Consider the following 14,667-nt stretch of genomic DNA (forward strand, 5'->3'; position numbering starts at 1 on the left):
GCCCGTGCCCGGAAAAGCCGGGCACGGGCCGTCACCGTCGTCACCTGCGGACCGTCACACCTGCGCGAAGTCGCCCCCGAACGCGGACGCGATCCGCAGATGCGGCTCCGCCTCGCCGTCGCGACCCTGCCGCTGCAGGGTGCGCCCCAGCAGCAGCCGGGCGTAGTGCTCCACCGGGTCGCGTTCCACGATGACATTCAACTCGGCCTCGGCGCGACGCAGTTGGGCCGAGTGGTAGTAGGCGCGGGCCAGCAGCAGCCGCGGTCCGGTCTGCTCCGGTACCTCGTCGACCAGCCCCTCCAGGACCCGCGCCGCCGCGTAGTAGTCCTTGGCGTCGAAGAACATCCGCGCCCGCTCCCAGCGCTCCGCAGGTGCCCCGTGGTCGTAGTACGTCGTTTCCACTCGATACCTCCTTACGGGAGCTCACAACCGACCCGGATTGTTGAATATTCCACGACCGGGACGACCGCGTTCGGGCTGTCCCGGGAGAGGCTATGCGGCCGCCAGCTCGGTGTTCGCACGCTGGAGGACCAGCGCCAGCACCCGCCCGGCAGTCTCCAGGTCCTCCTGGGGGATGCCCGCGTACAACTGGGAGGCGACCTCCTTGCCCCCGTCCTGGATGCCGTCGAGCAGCTCCCGGCCGCGGTCTGTGAAGGACACCCGGTCGTCGGCGGACATGTCCAGCATCCCGTTCGCGACAAGTCCCTCGACGGCCGTGGCGATCTCCGGCTCGTCTGTGGTCCTGAGTGCGTCGCGAACGAGACTCACGAGCGAGCCGCGCTCGAGGACCCCGCCGTGGTCCGCGAGCGTCCGCAGTGCCGAGGACTGGGTGAAGGTGGTGCCGGTGCGAGCAAGGATGCGCTCCAGCAGTGCGCGGCTCGCGTAGTGGGTGAGGCCGATGAGCCGGCCGTTGGCGACGGGAGCGGGGTGGGTCATGACGTCTCCTCCGTGATACCGATGTCGGTGCTTGCGGCCGACGGGTCGAGTGGTGCGTCGAGCAGGGCGCGCAGTTCGTCGGTGAAGGCCTTGGTACGGGAGCTGTCGAGGCCGCCCAGCGGTTCGAGGAACTGCTCGTGGAGCCGCTGGACCACCTGGATCGCCCGCCGCGCGACCTGCTGTCCCTCGGTCGTGAGGGACAGCTGTACGGCGCGGGGGTCCGCCGGGTCGCGCGCCCGGTCCACGAGACCGGCGGTCTCCAGGGTGCGGGCGAGCTTGGAGACATAGAGCGCCTCGAGCCCGGTGTGGTCGGCGAGCTGACGCTGGCTGGGGCGCCGGCCGCTGCGGTGCATACCGAACAGCGTTGCCACCAGTGCGTACTGGGCGTGCGTCAGACCGAGCGGTGCCACTGCGCGATCGACCGCCACGCGCCACTTCGTGGACAGTCGCCAGACGAGGAAGCCGGGGGTCGCGCCTTCGGATGCCGTACTCATGGGAATTACTGTACATGGCCACTATAGCCATGGCTACTATATTTTCCGCTCCATCGGTCCTCCATGAGTGAAGGCCCTCACGGGGGAATCTCGACGTCAGGTTCGATTCAAGAGCGCCGCCGCGGACGCGTGGTTGGCCTGACGCAGGCGTCCGTGCAGGACTAGGTTGTGCGGCATGAGCAATCTGGATCGCGAGGCAGTGCCCGCCGTGTGCGGTGGCCGCGGGTTCGTGGTGGCGGAGCCGGTGCGCGAACTCCTCAGTCCACGCCGTGTCCGGCTCGGCGAGTCGACGGAGGTCCGCCGACTGCTGCCGAACCTGGGGCGTCGCATGGTGGGCGCGTGGTGCTTCGTCGATCACTACGGTCCGGACGACATCGCCGACGAGCCCGGGATGCAGGTCCCGCCGCACCCGCACATGGGCCTTCAGACGGTCAGCTGGCTGCACGAGGGCGAAGTGCTGCACCGTGATTCGACCGGCAGCCTCCAGACCATCCGTCCGCGCCAGTTGGGCCTGATGACATCGGGCGGGGCGATCAGCCACTCCGAGGAGAGCCCGAAGTCGCACGCGCGCTTTCTGCACGGCGCGCAGCTGTGGGTGGCCCTGCCCGACAGCCACCGGCACACCGAGCCGCACTTCGAGTACCACGCGGAACTGCCCGTGGTCACGGCGCCGGGCCTGACGGCCACGCTGATCCTGGGCGGGATCGACGGTGCGACGTCGCCCGGTACGACGTTCACCCCGATCGTGGGCGCCGATCTGTCTCTGACACGCGGATCGGACGTACGACTGCCGCTGGAGGCGGACTTCGAGTACGCGGTGCTGTCGATGTCGGGCGAGGCCCATGTCGACGGCGTGCCGGTCCTGCCGGGTTCGATGCTCTACCTCGGCTGCGGCCGCACCGAACTCCCGCTGCGTGCCGAGTCGGACGCGAGCCTGATGCTCCTCGGCGGTGAACCGTTCGACGAAGAACTGATCATGTGGTGGAACTTCATCGGGCGCACGCAGGCGGACATCACCCAGGCGCGTGCCGAGTGGATGACGGGCTCGCGGTTCGGTGAGGTGAAGGGGTACGACGGTGCTCCGCTGCCCGCGCCCGAACTGCCGCCGGTACCGCTGAAACCGCGCGGGCGGGTGCGCTGACCCGAGGGATGGATGCCGCACGGGAGGGCAGGGTCCGCGTCGGCCCGGGCGGCGACGGACCCCGCGGTCACACGCGGCCCGGGCCGCCGTCCCCGTACTGCTCGATTAACTGGTCGGCGATCGCATCGAGGTCCTGGCCGATGAGATCGGGTTGCGGGCCGACGTCGAGTGGCGCGTTGCCCTCGCGGAGGATGAGTGCCGTCTGCCAGCCGGCCGCCGCGGCGCCGATCGTGTCCCAGACGTGGCAGGCGATCAGACAGATGCCGGCCGGGTCGACGTCGAGTGCGGAGGACACCGATCGGTAGGCCTCCGGGGCGGGCTTGTGGCGGCGGGCGGTCTCGTCGACGCTGAACCGGCGCTCGAACAGGTGGGTGAGACCCGCCCGATCCAGCTGCCGTCCCGAGATGTCGAGCGTGTTGTCGGTGAGCGTGAAGAGCCGGAAGTCGTGGTCGTTAAGGCGTCGCAGGGCGGCGGGGACCTCGGGGTGGGGCGGCATGGCGGCGAACCGGTCGGTGAGTTCGGCGGCGTCGGCGTCGCTGATCGTGATGTCGCGGGTGGCGGCGAGCATCCGGAGCACAGCGCCGCCGATGTCGGTGAAGGGGACGTACACGCCGCTGAGTGTGAGCGCCTCGGAGTAGGTGATCAGGTGGGCGAACCACAGGCGCAGGACTGCGGGATCGTCGAAGATCCGGTCGAAGGTGGGGCGGATCGCGTCCAGGTCGAGCAGGGTCTCGTTGACGTCGAACACTACGATCGGTCGCTCAGGCATGACCGGGCTTCCGTTCATCCGTGGGCCGGCAGACTCGGACCGCCGTCACGACCGCTGGGATGGCCGGTCCGGCCGCCCCTGCGAGGCGCGGACAACCGGAACACTCGGGCAAATCTGTCGACGACGGCATCGACAGTATGAGGCGCGAGTGATGCGGTAGAAGGCCGTACACGGGGCGCCACGCATCTCTTCGCCGTGTCGCTGGCGTGCGCTGGGCCGATCGGGTCATGGCGGCGAGGGTCGGCGTCATCGATCGGCGCGGGCCTCGCTCTTATGACCGACGGCCACATGGCACCCGGGGAGAGGCTGCCCGTGCCCCGCAGCGCCGACACCGCCCCTGCGCTGCCACCGGGCTCGCCGCCGCATAGCACCGAGTGCACGGCGTGCCCTCGTCTGCACTCGAGCGTCAGTCGCCGGGCTGAACGCGGGAAACCCTCGGAGGCGGCGGCATACGAGGTCCGGTTGGCGGTTCCGGGCGTGTGAAGTAAACTGTCCGTACAGTTCACTTCTGGAGGCATGATGAGCGAGATTTCTGCCGGCGCCAGCGGTACCTTCACTCTGGGTGAGCTGACGCTCACCCGTCTCGGCTTCGGCTCGATGCAGTTGACCGGCCCCGGTGTGTGGGGCGAGCCCGCGAACCGGGCGGAGGCCGTCCGGGTCCTACGACGGGCGGTCGAGCTGGGCGTGAACTTCATCGACACGGCCGACTCCTACGGTCCGTTCACCGCCGAGCTCCTGATCAAAGAGGCTCTGCACCCGTACGCCGACGACCTGGTCATCGCCACGAAGGCCGGATTCACCCGGCAGGGACCCGATCAGTGGATCCCGCTCGGCCGGCCGGAATACCTGCGGCAGCAGGCCGAACTCAGTCTGCGCCACCTCGGCGTCGACCGCATCGACCTCTTCCAGCTGCACCGCATCGACCCCGCTGTACCGCTGGAGGACCAGGTCGGCGAGCTGAAGAAGCTCCAGGACGAGGGAAAGATCCGCTACATCGGCCTCAGCGAAGTCACCGTCGACCAGGTCAAGGAGGCCTCACGAATCGCCGACATCACCACGGTTCAGAATCTGTACAACCTCGCCAATCGCTCGGCCGAGGACCTGCTGGACCACGCCACCGAACGGGGCATCGGTTTCATCCCCTGGTTCCCGCTGGCCACCGGTGAACTTGCCGGGCCGGACGGCCCGCTCGCGGCGCTGTCGCGGCAGTACGGAGCCTCCCCGTCCCAGCTCGCACTCGCCTGGCTGCTCAAGCGCTCGCCGGTCATGCTTCCCATCCCGGGCACGTCGAGCGTGGCGCACCTGGAGGACAACATCGGTGCCGCCTCGATCCAGTTGGACGACCAGGCCCTCGAGACCCTGGCCAAGGCGGTCTGACACCTTCTGCCCCGTCTCCGTGTATCAGGACTTCACCGGGGACGGGACGACAGGCCACCACCGGATCGTCGCCCGTCTCGACGGTCCCCGCGCCGAACGCCTTCACAGGAGCAGGACGATGACAACGCGCAAGGCCAAGGCCCCTTCCGTTCCGCGAGAGACATCGGAGGGGATCGTCGCCCACCCCACCGGGCCGCGGAGCGAACGCATCCATGAGACGGTGCTCCTCGCCACGCAGGAGCTGCTGTCCGAGGGCGGATTGCCGGCGGCCACCGTGGACGCGATCGCAGCCCGCTCCCAAGTCAGCAAGGCGACCATCTACAAGCATTGGCCGTCGCGGACCGCGCTGGCCGCGAAGGCGTTCGGCCGCATGATGGCTCAGGCGCTGCCCCTGCCGGACACCGGCTCCGCCGTCGGTGACCTGACCGAGCAAGTGGTGCGGGTCAGCGCCTTCTACGGCAGTGAGCGCGGAGTGGTCTTCGCCCAGCTGCTCGCCGCATGCGTGGACGACCCGGCGGGCGCCGCCTACTTCCGTGAATACTTCCTCGCCGGTCGGCGGGCCGCCATCACCGAACTCTGGCAACGGGCCGTGGACAGAGGCGAGGCGGATCCGTCGATCGCCGTGGACGACGTCATCGACATCCTCTTCGGCCCCTTGATCTTCCGCCGCCTCACGGGCCACCACACCCTCACCGAACACCATGCCCGCGCACTCGCCGGCACAGCGCTCAAGGCGCTGCTGACGGCGGATGCGCTCTCCTCTCGCCATCGCACACCACCGGAAGAGTGACATGTCGAAGACCTTCCTCATCACCGGCGTGAGCACCGGACTGGGCCGCGCCATCGCCACGGAGGCACTCCACGCGGGACACACGGTCGTCGGAACGCTGCGCGATCCTGAGCAGATCAAGGACTTCGAGTCCCTCGCTCCGGGACGGGCACACGGCCGCGTCATGGACGTCACCGACCACGACCAGGTCACCACCGTGGTCGAGGAGGTGACCGAGGCCGTCGCTCCGATCGACGTACTGGTCAACAACGCCGGTTACGGCGTGGAGGGCACCTTGGAGGAGGCCTCCCTGGCCGACGCTCGTGCCCAGTTCGACGTCAATGTGTTCGGCGTCATCGCCGTCACGAAGGCCGTCCTGCCCTCCATGAGGGAACGCCGCATCGGGCACGTCTTCTTCATCACGTCCATGGGCGGACTGCGGGCGTTCGCGGGCCTGTCCCTGTACCACGGCAGCAAATACGCCGTCGAGGGCATCGCCGACAGCCTGCGGCCGGAGGTCGCGCCCTTCGGCATCCGCGTCACCAGCGTCGAGCCGGGATCATTCCGCACCGACTGGGCGGGCCGTTCCATGCACCGCGTCGAGCGCAGCATCCCCGACTACGACGAGGTCTTCGGCCCCATCCGTGAGAACCGCCTGGCCATCAGCGGCAATCAGCTCGGCGATCCCGCCGGGGCCGGGCGGGCACTGCTCGCGGTCCTCGACGCCCCCGACCCACCGGGGCACCTGCTGCTCGGCAGTGACGCCGTCCGCCTGGTCACCCAGGCCCGCACGGCCGTCGACGAGGAGTTCGCCCACTGGCACGAACTCTCGGTGTCCACGGACCTCCCCGACGGCAAGGTCATCGCGTGACGACACCCCCGCACCGCAGTGGGCCGCACACTGCGGCCGAAGACCCCCGGCCCGCAGCCGCAGCGAGAAGCAACAAACGAACAGGAATCGGAACGGACATGACTACGCAGCAGAAGGTGTGGTTCATCACCGGCACCTCGCGCGGATTCGGCCGCGAATGGGCCGAAGCTGCTCTGGAACGCGGCGACAGGGTCGCGGCCACCGCGCGCAATATCGAGAGCCTCAAGGCACTGACCGACAGCTACGGTGACCGTGTCCTGGCCCTGCAACTCGACGTCACCGACAAGGCCGCCGTCGACACCGCCGTCGCGCACGCCCACGAGCACTTCGGACGCTTGGACGTGGTGGTCAACAACGCCGGCTACGGCCTTTTCGGCACCATCGAGGAGGTCTCCGAGGACGAGGCCCGGGCACAGATCGAGACGAACCTGTTCGGCGCGCTGTGGGTGACCAAGGCCGCCCTGCCGATCCTGCGCGCCCAGGGCAGCGGCCACTTCGTGCAGGTGTCCTCCGTCGGCGGGCTCATGGCCTTCCCGAACCTGGGCCTGTACCACGCCTCGAAGTGGGCGGTGGAGGCGTTCAGCCAGTCCCTCGCCCTGGAAGTGGCACCCTTCGGGCTCCACGTCACCATCGTGGAACCGACCGGCTACAGCACGGACTGGAGCGGTGACTCGGCGGTGAACGCCACGCCGATCGACGTGTACGAGCCGGCCCGCGCCGCCCGCGCGGCACGTGTGAAGCCCGGCATGGTGGGTGACCCCAGCGCCACACGCGAGGCGATCCTCGCGATCGTCGACGCGGACGAACCCCCGCTGCGCGTCTTCTTCGGCCGCGGCCAGGTCGAACGCATCGAAGAGGAGTACGGCAAGCGCCTGGACATCTGGCACGCCTGGAAGGACCTGTCCGAGCGGGCACACGAAGCGCGCAGTGGCTCTTCACTCGTGCGGGCCGGGGTTCGTCCGGATGGACCCCGGCCCGTGTGGTGTACGCAGGCTCCCCCGCCGGGCGGCCCGCTCGGCGCGGAGCCGGCCTGCGTCAGGTTGTCGAGGCCCGGCCTGAGCCGATGCACGGCGACCATTACGGGGGATCCGTCCCCAAGGACCCGCTCCAAGGATCCGGCTCCTGGGGTGCCAACGGCCCTTTCCGGGCCCACAACCAGGACCGGCAGCGTGCGATCGCCTCGGAGCCCTCGAAGGCCCCAGACGGCGACGGCAGCGGTCCGGGGCGATCGCGCCACCACCCGCTCACCACCAGCAAGAAGACTCCCGTCCTCCGGCTCCTCACCTGAGGTCATCGAGCCAACCCGAGCCTGTCCGTGATCTCGGATGCGCTGCCGGACCGTGTTTGAGGTCTGCCCTGTCGTGTGGCTGGTGGGGTCGTTGGGGCCGCCTGTGCCCACCGAAGCCCAGGACGGGGACCAACCCCGGCCAGGGCTTCGGTGTCTTCGGTGCGCTGTCGTCAGTTGCGGGTGGTCATCGAGATCCGCGCGAGGACGGCCTTCGCTTGCACTGGGTTGGCGCGGAGCCAGGCGGTCATGTGCTCTCGGACGGCCTCGGCGACGCAGCCGCGGACGGGTCCGTTGCCCAGTCGGCCGCGGGTGGCCCCCTCGAACTCGGGGTGATCGAGCTTCACCGACACGATCGCGGTCAGGCCCGCGCCGAGCTGGGTGGGGGTGAAGTCGGGGTCGGACGGGGTGAGCAGCTGTTGCTCCCGGGCGTAGGCGTTGACCGCGGCCGCCAGGCCGTCGCGGAAGCCGAGCTCGTGTGTGCCGCCGCAGGTGGTCGGCAGGCTGTTGGCGTAGCTTGTGACCCGCTGCTCGTGGGAGTCGCACCAGCGGAGGGCCACCTCGACGGTTCCCTCCATTTCGGAGTACTCGCGCTCGAAACTGATCACTTCCGGGTGGAGGGGAGTGCTCTGCTCCGCGATGTGGTCCCTCGGTCCGCCCGGGAATCGGAAGCGGACGGCGTGGGGCACCGCGGGGTCACGGTCGTCGGTCAGGGTGATGTCCAAGTCCCGGTTCAGGAAGGCCAGTTCCCTGAAGCGCTCCGCCAGCGCGTCGAACGAGAACTCCAGCGTCTCGAAGATCTCGGCGTCGGGCCAGAAGGTGATCGCGGTCCCGCTGCCGTCGGCCGGCCCGGTGTGGGTGGGCGCCGCGACGGCTACGCCGCGCTCGTACTCCAGCACCCAGCGGGCGCCGTCGCGCCGTACCTCGGCCCTCAGACGGCCTGACAGGGCGTTGACGACGGCCAGTCCCGCGCCGAAGTAGCCGACGAACAGCGAGCGCCGGTCGGCAGGCGGTGCCCCGCAGCAGAGCATGGCCAACCGGGTTTCCAGCGGGGGTCCGTCGCTGTGGCCGGCGCGCTCGACCGGGAGGCCCGTGCCGTCATCGACGACGCGGATGCCGCCGTCGGCGGTGAGGGTGATCTCAAGACGGCTGGCGGTGTCGCCCAGGATCTCGTTCAGCGGCTGCTCGGTGACCATGAACACCAGGTGGTGAAGGCCGCGTTCACCGACCGATCCGATGTACATCCCGGGCCGTTTCCGAACGGCTTCCAGGCCCTCCAGAACCACGATCATGCTGGCGTCGTATGTGTTGGATTCCTCGCTCACGATGCCCCCTCCGAGGGTGTCCGACAGAGCGCCCCCAGCCTAGGAGATTTCCTGGAAAACACCAGGTCAGAGCCAGTTTGGCGAGGTCGCTGACGGGCTCCTGAGGGGCGATCGGGAGTGCCCCGTCGGAGGGGTTCGCCCTGCCGCCGCCAATGCCACCGCGGCCCTCTGAGGGTCATCTGAGGCACTGTTTCGGGTGACTGCGGGGCCACGAATTTCCGGACTTTTTTCAGGTCGGCCCGATGTGGTCGTGGATGACGGGTGAAGCGTCCGGCGCCGCGCCCAACTGGCTGCGGAGCCAGAAGGTTTGACTGGTCAGACGGTGCCTGAGATTTCATGGGTCGGTGCGTGTGAGGGATCGTGGGCCTGGTCGTGTGGCGGGTCGGCGTCGCGTGAGTCGGCGGACCAGGATGCCGCTCATTGCCCAGCGGATCATGGTCTCGGAGCGGGCGGTCGGACGTAGCGCGTCCACGATCCGCCGACGTGGAGGCTTCTCCCGGCGGCGCCCTTCGGCCTCATCCGCCCCCGGCGGCAGCAACGGCTCCACCGACGCCCACTGCCCGCCCGTCAGATCCGACGCATACCCACCCCCAAGGACCACGCACACAAGGCCCAACGACCCCCACCAGCTGCGGGGCACGGCAGATCTCAAGCGCGGTCTCAGACACGGCAGCTGCAGTTCCGGCGTCTGTGCTGGCCAGCGGCTTGCGGGGCCGGATAGTCCAGGCAGTCTGCGGCCGAGTGTTCGGGGCAGCGCTGGAGGTGATCGCGGACTGCTTCGCGCGGCCTGAGACGCGCGCGGCGGCGGCGGAGATGATCAGCGGACTGCTGGCAGAGGTAGACACGCGCAACTGCTGGACGTTGGCCCAGGCGCTGGGGCATCCATCCACACCGGCTGCAGCACCTGCTGTGACGCGCGAAGTTCGACCACGGCCCGCCCAGGGAGGAGATCGCCCGTCTTGTCATGCGTGAACTCGCAGGTCAGGATGTGGTGCTGGTCGCGGATGAGACCGGCGACGCCAAGTCCTCCACCGACTGTGTGGGAGCCGGACGCGAGTACTCCGGCTCGCTCAATGGTGTCGGCCTGTGCCAGGTCGCCGTCCACCTCGCCGCCGTCACCGAGACGGTGAGGGTGGTGATCGACCGGGCCCTGTATCTCCCGAAGGACTGGGCCGCGGACGAGGAACGCCGCGACGTGGCCGGTGTGCCGGAGGAGATCATGTTCGCCGCCAAGCCGCAGCAGACCGCCCTCATGGTCGCAGGCGCGCTCCAGTTGGGCATCGACGCACGCTGGTTCGCCTGGCGACGAGGTCTATTCCGGTCGTGAACTCCGCACGCAAATAGGGGCGTTCGGGCTCGGCTATGCAGTCGGCGTGTCCCACACACACGTGGTGACCGACGGAGCGGGCCACAGGTGGCAGACCCGCCAGATAATCAACAAGGTGCTGCCCCAGCGGTGGATGCGCATGCGGGCCGGACACGGCACGAAGGGCACCCGCGAGTACGACTGGGCCTGGCTCGACGTCCGAGCGGACGACAGCCCGGACGGACATCACGAGAACGGCACCAGCATTCTGGCGCCCGCCGGCACCGATACACCGGCGAACTCTCCTTCTTCCGCTGCTGGACGCCGGGCGACGTCACTCTCGCCCAGCTCGTGGACGTGATCTGCCGCAGATGGCGGATCGAGGAGACCTTCCAGCTTGGCAAGACATTCACCGGCCTGGACGAAGGGCAGGTGACCTGCTGGAACTCCTGGATGCGCTGGTCCTTGTTCTCCCTGATCGCCACCGCCGTCCTCACACTCACCGCCGCTGCCGTGACCACAGCCCGCCCTGCCCGAACAACCCAAATCATCCCGCTGACCTGCCCCGAACTCATCTGACTCCTGAGAGCGTTCGTCCTCACACCATCCGTCCGGGAGGCAGAACACGTCGTGTACTGGATGGCCTGGCGCCGCCACCATCAGGCAGTCGCGCAAGCCTGCCACCAGCGCCGACACGAACTCCAGGACCAGCCATGATCGGAACTACAGCTGCCGTGTCTGAGGTGGTCTCCATCATTGTGCCTTCGTCTCACACATAGGCTGGCTCAAATTATTCCGCATTGTGCGCCCATTGGCGTTAGGCGACTCTTGGGTCATGTCCCGCAGCGAGGTGAGATGGCGTCGAGGACGGTTACGGCGACACGCCTGAAGACGTCGCCGCGACCGTTGAGGCCGCCGTGGCGTTTGGTCTGGCCGCTATCGGGGTCGAGGACACCTCGGGCAATCCCGATCAACCGATCCGCGGCTTCGACGAGGCAGTCAATCGCGTACGTGGCGCCGTCGACGCGGCCAAGGGGCGGATCGTCGTTCCCGGCCGCACTGACAACTTCGTCCAGGGGCGACCTCGCCTCGGCGACGACAGGCGTCAGTTTCGAGCGCATCAGCGAACTACTTGCCCGCGGCAAGAACTAGCCCAAACTCGACGAACCACCGCTCCTTACCTGCTGATTACAAGAAGAAGGCAGATTGACGTGAATCTCGACAAGCTCATGAGCAAGCACCTCAGTAGGTATCTCGACCCCAGAAAGACCATTCCCGAGGAAACCCTTCAGCAGCTGCTGAGGTTCCTGCGCTCGACACCCACGTCGACGAACATCCAGCCCAACCATTTTTACGTCCTTGCCACGCCTGAAGGAAAAGAGCGGCTTGCCAACAACCTGGGCGAATTCGACAACGGCGAGAAGATCCTGAACGCGTCGCACGCCATTATCCTCACCACCCGGACAGATCTGCCCGAGAGCCACGTCGAGGCGGTGTTCTCGAAGGAGAGGGCCGATGGCCGGTTCCCAGACCTGGCACAGCAGGGGCTGCGGGAGTCGATGAACCGCGAGTTCCTCAACTTCCTCAGCCTGCCGCGCATGTACGGCGACAAGAACATGAAACACTGGATGGAAAAGCAGACCTACATGGCGCTGGGCATGACCATGATGGCGGCCGCTGAGCTCGGCGTCGAGGCCATGCCACTCGAAGGGTTCGACCCGGGCTGCGTCGACAAGGAGTTCAAGATCCGCGAAACCGGACACACCACGACGGTGCTGATGCTCCTTGGCTACCCCGACCCCGCGAAGGTGTACAGCAACCCGATTTCGCGCTTCGAATCCGACGAGCTGTTCACTTTCCTCTAAACAACCACGGCATCGGGAAGGACCGTGGCTGAAGTACGTCGGCCTCGGACACCTCGGTGCTCGATGTCGGCACACTCCGGACGGCCAGACTGGCGGCAGGCGCCGCCGGTCGGCACGGCCTGCGCGATGTCGCTCGCGGACCGCCGAAGCGTACACGCTGACGCTGACCTTCTCCGCTGGGAGCGCTACCGCAAAGTTTTGGAGCACGACGTTCGAAGCTCCATGTTCACCACTCGTCGACGCAAGATGGCACCTGACCGTGCCCTTCAGTCATTCGTTGACGCCGGCAGCCCTCCCTCCTCACACCCCGTGACACCAGCTGGGCTCGGCGCGATGCCCGTTCAGCTGTCCATCAAGACGAGTGGTCCCGTCAAGCCTTGGCCGGGCAGCTCTACGCTCGCTCGTGCCGCGCACGACTGTGAATACATCGCCGTCGCTCTCGACGTTGCGTTGGAACACGTTCGCACTGACGCCACCGGAAACGACAACCTCACCCCAAGCAGCGAAGACCACGTTACTCAAGGAAATATCAAGAGGAACCCAGTGAACCCCGAGATGAATGTGCAGAAGAACGGCGACAGCGGATCATACGAAGCCGTGATCGACGGACAGGTTGTCGGCATGATCGTCTACCACACACCGCATGGCAATCAACGCGTGACACTCAGCCACACAATCGTTGAGCCTGAGTACCGGGGCCGAGGGATCGCAACCCGGCTTGTCAAACACGCTCTGGACGATCTACGAGCGCAAGACCTGAAGCTCACCAACTACTGCCCCTTCGTGGCGGACTACATTGCCGACCACCCTGAATACAAGGAACTCGTCGACAGTCGCTTCCCGGGCCGCGCGATGGTACCCGACCGCGCACCGCGCGAACGCGCCAACTGACGAACGCCCGGATCGCACCGAAACCTGTGCAATCGCCGACGTCGAGGATGGTTGGCGTCGGCCATGAACCCCATTCCGGACATGGCTGCCATGCAGCATCTGGTTTCCAGGTGGGGCGCAGACGGCGCAACCATCGAGCCGCCACTCGGCCGTTGGAAGGTCACTGATCTCGCCATCGGCCACACCGTCGGCGCGGTTTCATTGCTGCCTTTGCCTCCCGACAACATCGATTTCGAGATCGGCGTCCAGATCGCTCGTGGCTGGTGGGGCAATGGATATGCCGGTGAAGTGCTCTGATCGTTGGTGGCTCGGGCGCCCCAATGGCGTCCGCGGACCTCCTACTCGTCCGGCATCGGGATCCGCCCCGCGCCGTGGGGGCGTTGAGCAGCTCGGCGAGGAACTGCTGGTGGTAGGCGGCATCGCGGTGTTGTCACGTTGTGGGCTATCTAGTGGCTCGTCACGCAGCCTTGGCCGGGTAATCGACCCGCTGCTCGTGAGCCAGCAGACTGTCTCCAAGACCTGATCTTGGAGGTGGTTGTGGGACGCCCGCCGAGTGTGTTCGTCCGGCCGGTGAGTATGGAGGAGGGCCGCCGGCTGCAGCGGATCAGCCGCACCGCGAAGGACCCGGTGAAACTCCGCCGGGCGATCGTGGTGCTGATGTCCGCGCAGGGCCAGACGGTCAAGGACATCACCACGCTGATGCAGGTCGGCGAGGACTACGTCCGTGAGGTCATCCACGCCTTCAACGAGCGGGGGTTCGACGCGCTGGACCCAAATTGGAGCGGGGGACGCCCTAAGACGATCAATGACGAGGTGCGCGAGCACATCTGCCTGATCGCCCGGACGTCCCCCGCCGACTGGAAGATCACCGCGTTCTCCACCTGGAGCCTGAGCAAGCTCGCCGACCATCTGGTCAGGCAGAAGGTGACCGCGGCCATCAGCCGGGAGACCCTGCGCCGGATCCTGCGCGGTGGCAAGGTCTCCTGGAAGACCACCACCACGTGGAAGGCGTCCACGGACCCGGAGTTCATCGCCAAGATGCACCGCATCCTGGCCCTCTACGACACCCCACCGGCGGACGGGCGGGTGATATGCGTCGACGAGTTCGGCCCGCTCAACCTGATGCCGCGCAAGGGCAAGGCATGGGGTCCGGTGAGGCGTCCGCGCCGGTTACGGGCCACCTACAACCGTTACGGCGGTGTGAGGCACATGCTCGCCGCCCTCGATCTGGCCACCGGCAAGCTGTACTACCGCATCCGCCCACGCAAGCGCTGGCGGGAGTTCCTCGGCCTGCTCAAGGCCCTGCGGGCCCGCTGGCCCGGCCAGAAGCTGTATGTGGTGCTGGACAACTTCTCCCCGCACAAGCACGCCAAGGTCCGTACCTGGGCGGCCGACCACGAGGTCGAGCTGGTCTTCCTGCCGACCTACGGATCCTGGCTGAACTGGATCGAGGCCGAGTTCGCGGCCCTGCGCTACTTCGCACTCAACGGCACCGACCACCGCAGCCACGACGAGCAGAACGCCGCCATCGCCGCCTACGTGCGCTGGCGCAACACTCACGCGGAACCGAAGACCAACTTCGCCCCCGACTCACCGATCCGACAGTGGACCCAATACCCGGCCAAGGCTGCGTGACGA

16 protein-coding genes and 1 pseudogene are annotated in these 14,667 nt (G+C 67.6%); 12 read left to right on the forward strand and 5 right to left on the reverse strand.

From position 1 onward, the window contains the following. Positions 1-54 precede the first annotated feature (54 nt). The 3 genes from RCR19_RS34995 to RCR19_RS35005 form a co-directional block, all read right to left on the reverse strand. Positions 55-402 (reverse strand): tetratricopeptide repeat protein, encoded by a 348-nt coding sequence (locus RCR19_RS34995; RefSeq protein ID WP_331268764.1) that lies wholly within the window; start codon positions 400-402, stop codon positions 55-57. A gap of 90 nt (positions 403-492) precedes the next feature. Next, a complete protein-coding gene (locus tag RCR19_RS35000; RefSeq protein ID WP_331268765.1) occupies positions 493-936 on the reverse strand; it encodes a MarR family transcriptional regulator in 444 nt (147 codons plus the stop codon). Further along, positions 933-1,430, reverse strand: coding sequence for a MarR family transcriptional regulator (locus RCR19_RS35005; protein ID WP_331268766.1), 498 nt, complete (start codon positions 1,428-1,430; stop codon positions 933-935). The genes RCR19_RS35000 and RCR19_RS35005 overlap by 4 nt, the downstream gene beginning before the upstream one ends. Positions 1,431-1,605: 175 nt before the next feature. Between RCR19_RS35005 and RCR19_RS35010 the strand changes: the two genes are divergently transcribed. Next, positions 1,606-2,571 carry a pirin family protein gene (locus RCR19_RS35010; RefSeq protein ID WP_331268767.1) on the forward strand — a complete coding sequence of 322 codons (966 nt, stop codon included), beginning with the start codon at positions 1,606-1,608 and terminating at the stop codon, positions 2,569-2,571. Between the two features lie 67 nt (positions 2,572-2,638). Here RCR19_RS35010 and RCR19_RS35015 read toward each other — a convergent pair whose 3' ends face one another. Continuing rightward, on the reverse strand, positions 2,639-3,340 hold the full coding sequence (locus tag RCR19_RS35015) for a haloacid dehalogenase type II (protein ID WP_331268768.1): 702 nt from the start codon (positions 3,338-3,340) through the stop codon (positions 2,639-2,641). Between the two features lie 519 nt (positions 3,341-3,859). Between RCR19_RS35015 and RCR19_RS35020 the strand changes: the two genes are divergently transcribed. The 4 genes from RCR19_RS35020 to RCR19_RS35035 all read left to right on the forward strand — a co-directional run bounded on the left by RCR19_RS35020 (position 3,860) and on the right by RCR19_RS35035 (position 7,676). Continuing rightward, entirely contained in the window at positions 3,860-4,717 is an 858-nt protein-coding gene (locus tag RCR19_RS35020) for an aldo/keto reductase (protein WP_331268769.1), read from the forward strand. Positions 4,718-4,835: 118 nt separating this feature from the next. Beyond that, positions 4,836-5,507, forward strand: coding sequence for a TetR/AcrR family transcriptional regulator (locus RCR19_RS35025; protein ID WP_331268770.1), 672 nt, complete (start codon positions 4,836-4,838; stop codon positions 5,505-5,507). A gap of 1 nt (position 5,508) precedes the next feature. After that, the gene (locus tag RCR19_RS35030) at positions 5,509-6,357 is read left to right on the forward strand and encodes an oxidoreductase (RefSeq protein ID WP_331268771.1); all 849 of its coding nucleotides are present in this window, start codon (positions 5,509-5,511) and stop codon (positions 6,355-6,357) included. A 98-nt stretch (positions 6,358-6,455) separates the two neighbouring features. After that, positions 6,456-7,676, forward strand: coding sequence for an SDR family NAD(P)-dependent oxidoreductase (locus tag RCR19_RS35035; RefSeq protein ID WP_331268772.1), 1,221 nt, complete (start codon positions 6,456-6,458; stop codon positions 7,674-7,676). A gap of 139 nt (positions 7,677-7,815) precedes the next feature. Here the strand turns inward: RCR19_RS35035 and RCR19_RS35040 are convergent, their stop codons facing one another. Beyond that, complete coding sequence (locus RCR19_RS35040) at positions 7,816-8,967, reverse strand: DNA gyrase subunit B (protein WP_331268773.1); 1,152 nt, start codon at positions 8,965-8,967, stop codon at positions 7,816-7,818. 931 nt (positions 8,968-9,898) lie between these two features. On the opposite strand from RCR19_RS35040, the pseudogene RCR19_RS35045 reads away from it, so the two are divergent. The 7 genes and pseudogenes from RCR19_RS35045 to RCR19_RS35075 all read left to right on the forward strand — a co-directional run. After that, a pseudogene (locus RCR19_RS35045) lies at positions 9,899-10,294 on the forward strand (transposase); the annotation flags it as partial. A 46-nt stretch (positions 10,295-10,340) separates the two neighbouring features. Beyond that, positions 10,341-10,634, forward strand: a complete 294-nt coding sequence (locus tag RCR19_RS35050) for a hypothetical protein (protein ID WP_331268774.1) — start codon at positions 10,341-10,343, stop codon at positions 10,632-10,634. Beyond that, the gene (locus RCR19_RS35055; protein WP_331268775.1) at positions 10,625-10,852 is read left to right on the forward strand and encodes a hypothetical protein; all 228 of its coding nucleotides are present in this window, start codon (positions 10,625-10,627) and stop codon (positions 10,850-10,852) included. The genes RCR19_RS35050 and RCR19_RS35055 overlap by 10 nt, the downstream gene beginning before the upstream one ends. Positions 10,853-11,190: 338 nt before the next feature. Then, the gene (locus RCR19_RS35060; protein ID WP_331268776.1) at positions 11,191-12,138 is read left to right on the forward strand and encodes a nitroreductase family protein; all 948 of its coding nucleotides are present in this window, start codon (positions 11,191-11,193) and stop codon (positions 12,136-12,138) included. Between the two features lie 333 nt (positions 12,139-12,471). Further along, complete coding sequence (locus RCR19_RS35065; protein ID WP_331268777.1) at positions 12,472-13,029, forward strand: GNAT family N-acetyltransferase; 558 nt, start codon at positions 12,472-12,474, stop codon at positions 13,027-13,029. Between the two features lie 63 nt (positions 13,030-13,092). Next, entirely contained in the window at positions 13,093-13,326 is a 234-nt protein-coding gene (locus RCR19_RS35070; protein WP_331268778.1) for a hypothetical protein, read from the forward strand. Between the two features lie 279 nt (positions 13,327-13,605). Continuing rightward, on the forward strand, positions 13,606-14,664 hold the full coding sequence (locus RCR19_RS35075) for an IS630 family transposase (protein ID WP_331269642.1): 1,059 nt from the start codon (positions 13,606-13,608) through the stop codon (positions 14,662-14,664). The last annotated feature ends 3 nt before the right edge of the window (positions 14,665-14,667 follow it).

The sequence above is a fragment of the Streptomyces sp. WAC07094 genome (assembly GCF_036320405.1).
GTDB lineage: Bacteria > Actinomycetota > Actinomycetes > Streptomycetales > Streptomycetaceae > Streptomyces > Streptomyces lannensis.

Excerpts from the sequence above, each read along its gene's own strand:
- RCR19_RS35010 (WP_331268767.1), top strand. The coding sequence starts at position 1,606 with ATGAGCAATCTGGATCGCGAGGCAGTGCCCGCCGTGTGCGGTGGCCGC.
- RCR19_RS35000 (WP_331268765.1), bottom strand. The coding sequence starts at position 936 with ATGACCCACCCCGCTCCCGTCGCCAACGGCCGGCTCATCGGCCTCACC.
- RCR19_RS35075 (WP_331269642.1), top strand. The coding sequence starts at position 13,606 with ATGGAGGAGGGCCGCCGGCTGCAGCGGATCAGCCGCACCGCGAAGGAC.
- RCR19_RS35035 (WP_331268772.1), top strand. The coding sequence starts at position 6,456 with ATGACTACGCAGCAGAAGGTGTGGTTCATCACCGGCACCTCGCGCGGA.
- RCR19_RS35065 (WP_331268777.1), top strand. The coding sequence starts at position 12,472 with ATGCCCGTTCAGCTGTCCATCAAGACGAGTGGTCCCGTCAAGCCTTGG.
- RCR19_RS35070 (WP_331268778.1), top strand. The coding sequence starts at position 13,093 with ATGAACCCCATTCCGGACATGGCTGCCATGCAGCATCTGGTTTCCAGG.
- RCR19_RS35015 (WP_331268768.1), bottom strand. The coding sequence starts at position 3,340 with ATGCCTGAGCGACCGATCGTAGTGTTCGACGTCAACGAGACCCTGCTC.
- RCR19_RS35005 (WP_331268766.1), bottom strand. The coding sequence starts at position 1,430 with ATGAGTACGGCATCCGAAGGCGCGACCCCCGGCTTCCTCGTCTGGCGA.
- RCR19_RS35030 (WP_331268771.1), top strand. The coding sequence starts at position 5,509 with ATGTCGAAGACCTTCCTCATCACCGGCGTGAGCACCGGACTGGGCCGC.
- RCR19_RS35025 (WP_331268770.1), top strand. The coding sequence starts at position 4,836 with ATGACAACGCGCAAGGCCAAGGCCCCTTCCGTTCCGCGAGAGACATCG.
- RCR19_RS35020 (WP_331268769.1), top strand. The coding sequence starts at position 3,860 with ATGAGCGAGATTTCTGCCGGCGCCAGCGGTACCTTCACTCTGGGTGAG.